Below are 3,842 nucleotides of genomic sequence, written 5' to 3'. Positions count from 1 at the left end.
CGGATCGTCGTCGCCGCCCCCGCGACGGTGGTGCGGAGGCACGCCGTCCGGGGGCCGTCGGGATCGGGGAGGTCGACGACGGCGAGGGCGATCGCCGGCCCCGGGGCCCGCCATCTCCGGCTCGCCGAGGCGGACGACGCCGCGACGGCATGGCGGGAGATGGTCGCGCCCGCACTCCGTGAACTTTCCGGGCCGGTGATCCTGGACGACATCGACCTGTTGGACGACGCCGATCTGCGCCGGTTGGCCGCGCGCATGGAATCGGCTGGAGAGCACCTCGTCGTCGTCACCAGTCGCGACGACCCGCGCCCCGCGGTGACGGCGATACTCGACCTGTGCGACCGGCGGACAGAGGTCCGCCCCCTCCACGAGCGCGGCACCGAGGGCGAGGAGATCGTCCGCCGCATGGTCGCCGACCTGGCCGCGCGGCGCGGTATGCGGCCACCCACGGTGACGGCGCGGTTCGTGGAGGCGGCCTGCGTGCTCGACCTGCCCAACGGCCTGGTGACCCTGCGCGCGGTCCTCGGCGACTGCCTGACCCGGCTCGAGCAGAAGTGCGCCGTGACCCTCGACGTGGACGCGCTGCCGTCGCGGTCACGCTCGGCGCGCCCGCCGCGGCCCGGGGAGCTGGCCCGGGGGGAGTACGACGCGATCGTCGCCGCGCTCAGCGAGTGCGGCGGGGTGCGCTCGCGGGCCGCCCGCCGGTTGGGGATCAGCCGGACCACGCTGTACGCCCGGATGCGGGAGTTCGGGCTGTCCTGACGCGCACACGGCGCCCGCCGTCATCCACCGTGTCCACTCGCGTGTCCAGAAATTGAACACTCCGGAGGGGGGACGCACCCGCAGGATGAGTTGTGATCGGCCTCACAACCGAGGCGGTCGGATCTTCGGAGGTAAACATGACCGGCACACTCTCCCGCGACACAAGCACCGGCACCGGCACCAGCGCACACGTCGACGAGCGCCTGGGCGCCGAGGCCCGCGACTTCCTGGCCCGCCCGCATCGCCTGCTCATCGGTGGCCAGTGGGTCGACGCCGCCGACGGTCGCACCTTTGGCACCTACGACCCCGCCACCGGCAATGAGATAACCCAGGTCGCCCACGGCGGGCCCGAGGATGTGGACCGCGCGGTGGCCGCCGCCCGCCGCACGTTCGACGACGGCGCCTGGGCCACCATGAAGCCGCGCGAGCGCGAGCAGATCCTGTGGCGCATCGGCGACCTGCTGGACGCCAAGGCCGAGTTGTTCGGGCAGATCGAGGCGCTGGACAACGGCAAGTCCGTCGCGATCGCCACCGCGGTCGATGTGGCGTGGGCCGCCGACGTCTTCCGCTACTACGCCGGCTGGGCCACCAAAATCGAGGGCTCCACGGTCAACGTGTCCATGCCGTTCGCCGGCGACAAGCAGTTCCACGCCTACACCCAGCGCGTGCCCGTGGGCGTGTGCGGGCAGATCATCCCGTGGAACTTCCCGCTGCTCATGGCCGCGTGGAAGCTCGGCCCCGCCCTGGCCACCGGCAACACCCTCGTCCTCAAGCCCGCCGAGCAGACCCCGCTCACGGCCCTCCTGCTCGGGGAGATCTGCCAAGAGGCCGGCGTGCCCGACGGCGTGGTCAACATCATCACCGGGTTCGGCGACGCCGGCGCCGCGATCTCCGCCCACGACGACGTGGACAAGGTCGCCTTCACCGGCTCCACCGAGGTGGGCAAGCTCATCGTGGACGCCGCCAAGGGCAACCTCAAGAAGGTGTCGCTGGAGCTGGGCGGCAAGAGCGCCAACATCGTGTTCGCCGACTGCGACTGGGACGCCGCGGTCGCCGGCTCGGTCGCCGCGTGGATGTTCAACCACGGCCAGGCGTGCACCGCCGGTACCCGCCTGTACGTCGAGGACTCGATCTACGAGGAGTTCACCCAGGCCGTCGCCGACGCCGCCTCGCAGGCCACCATCGGCCATGGGCTCGACCCCGACACGGTGCTCGGGCCCGTCGTGGACCAGGACCAGTTCGACAAGGTCTCCTACTACCTGCGCGCCGGCATCGAGGACGGCGGTCGCGCCCTCACCGGCGGTGCCCGCCACGGCGACACCGGCTTCTTCATCCAGCCCACGGTGTTCGTCGACGTCAAGCCCGAGGACCGCGTGGTGCGCGAGGAGATCTTCGGCCCCGTCGTCTCGGCCCTGCGGTTCTCCGACGTCGACGACGCGGTCCGCCAGGCCAACGACTCGATGTACGGCCTCGCCGCCGGCATCTGGACCAAGGACCTGTCCAAGGCGCACCACGTCGCCAGCCGACTCCAGGCCGGATCCGTGTGGGTCAACCAGTACAACGGCTTCGACACCGCCATGCCGTTCGGCGGGTTCAAGCAGTCCGGCTGGGGCCGTGAGCTCGGCGCCGGCGCCCTGGACCTGTACACGCAGACCCGCTCGGTCAACATCCAGCTCTGACCCGACCGGCCCGACGCCGTCGGCCTCCCGGACCGGGACCCGGCGTCCCCGTGACCACTTCCGGGGACGCCGGAGTCCCCCTGCTCCCCCTTCTTCCCTTCCTCCTTCCTCTCTTCCCACACCCGCCAGCCGAAAGGACCACCGCCGTGAAGACCAAGGCAGCCGTACTGTTCGACACCAACCAGCCGTTCGAGATCATCGAGCTCGACCTGGACGAACCCGGCCCCGGCGAGGTGCTCATCAAGTACACGGCCGCCGGCCTGTGCCACTCGGACCTGCACCTGTCCGACGGCTCCCTGCCGCCCCGCTTCCCGATCGTGGGCGGGCACGAGGGCGCCGGGGTGATCGAGGCCGTCGGCGAGGGCGTCACCAAGGTCAAGCCCGGCGACCACGTGGTGTGCTCGTTCATCCCCAACTGCGGAATCTGCCGCTACTGTTCGACCGGCCGACAGAGCCTGTGCGACATGGGCGCCACGATCCTCGACGGCCACATGCCGGACGGCACGTTCCGCTTCCACTCGGGAGGCCAGGACTTCGGCGCCATGTGCATGCTCGGCACCTTCTCCGAACGCTCGGTCATCTCGCAGCACTCGGTGGTCAAGGTCGACGACTGGCTGCCGCTGGACAAGGCCGTGCTCGTGGGCTGCGGCGTGCCCTCCGGGTGGGGCACTTCTGTCTACGCCGGCGGCGTCCGTCAGGGCGACACCGTGGTGATCTACGGCATCGGCGGCCTGGGCATCAACGCCGTCCAGGGCGCCGTCCACTCGGGCGCCCGCCACGTCGTGGTGGTGGATCCGGTGCAGTTCAAGCGCGATGAGGCGCTGAAGTTCGGCGCGACCCACGCGTTCGCCAGTGCGGCCGAGGCGCACGCCGAGGTCGAGAAGCTCACCTGGGGCCAGATGGCCGATCAGGCGCTGATCCTCGTGGGCACGCTCGAGGAGGAGGTCGTCTCCAGCGCCTTCGACGTGGTCGGCAAGGGCGGCACCGTGGTGATCACCGGCATGGGGAGCATGACCGACAAGACGGTGCAGGTCAACGGCACGATGATGGCCCTGTTCGGCAAGACCATCAAGGGCACGCTCTTCGGTTCCGCCAACCCCCAGTACGACATCGTCAAGCTGCTGCGGCTGTACGACGAGGGCAAGCTGAAGCTCGACGAGCTCATCACCACCACGTACACGCTCGACCAGGTAAACCAGGGTTACCAGGATCTGCAGGACGGGAAGATCATGCGCGGCGTGATCATCCACGACTCCTGATCTCCCACAGCCCCCACAGACCGGAGCCGGTCGACCCCGCGGGACGGCGCCCCCGCCTTCTCGGTGATCGGCTCCTCCCCCGACGCGCGTCGCCTCACCCCCTGGGCGGCGCGCGTCGGTGCGTCAGCCGGCAGTCGCTCCC

The 3,842-nt window shown here is 70.5% G+C and carries 3 protein-coding genes; all 3 read left to right on the top strand.

Annotation, left to right across the window (positions count from 1 at the left end; all coding sequences use genetic code 11):
• A partial coding sequence (locus HMPREF3086_RS12775; RefSeq protein WP_305790940.1) for a helix-turn-helix domain-containing protein occupies window positions 1–762 on the top strand: 762 nt, incomplete at its 5' end.
• 137 nt (window positions 763–899) lie between these two features.
• On the top strand, window positions 900–2,441 hold the full coding sequence (locus HMPREF3086_RS12770) for an aldehyde dehydrogenase family protein (RefSeq protein ID WP_061229342.1): 1,542 nt from the start codon (window positions 900–902) through the stop codon (window positions 2,439–2,441).
• A 146-nt stretch (window positions 2,442–2,587) separates the two neighbouring features.
• Window positions 2,588–3,700 (top strand): NDMA-dependent alcohol dehydrogenase, encoded by a 1,113-nt coding sequence (locus HMPREF3086_RS12765; protein WP_061229341.1) that lies wholly within the window; start codon window positions 2,588–2,590, stop codon window positions 3,698–3,700.
• Window positions 3,701–3,842: the final 142 nt, after the last annotated feature.

Origin of the sequence: Dietzia sp. HMSC21D01 (genome assembly GCF_001815995.1) — a bacterium.
Classification (GTDB): domain Bacteria; phylum Actinomycetota; class Actinomycetes; order Mycobacteriales; family Mycobacteriaceae; genus Dietzia; species Dietzia cinnamea.
Note: the sequence above shows the minus strand (reverse complement) of the source record. Positions and strands in the feature narration are given on the sequence as shown.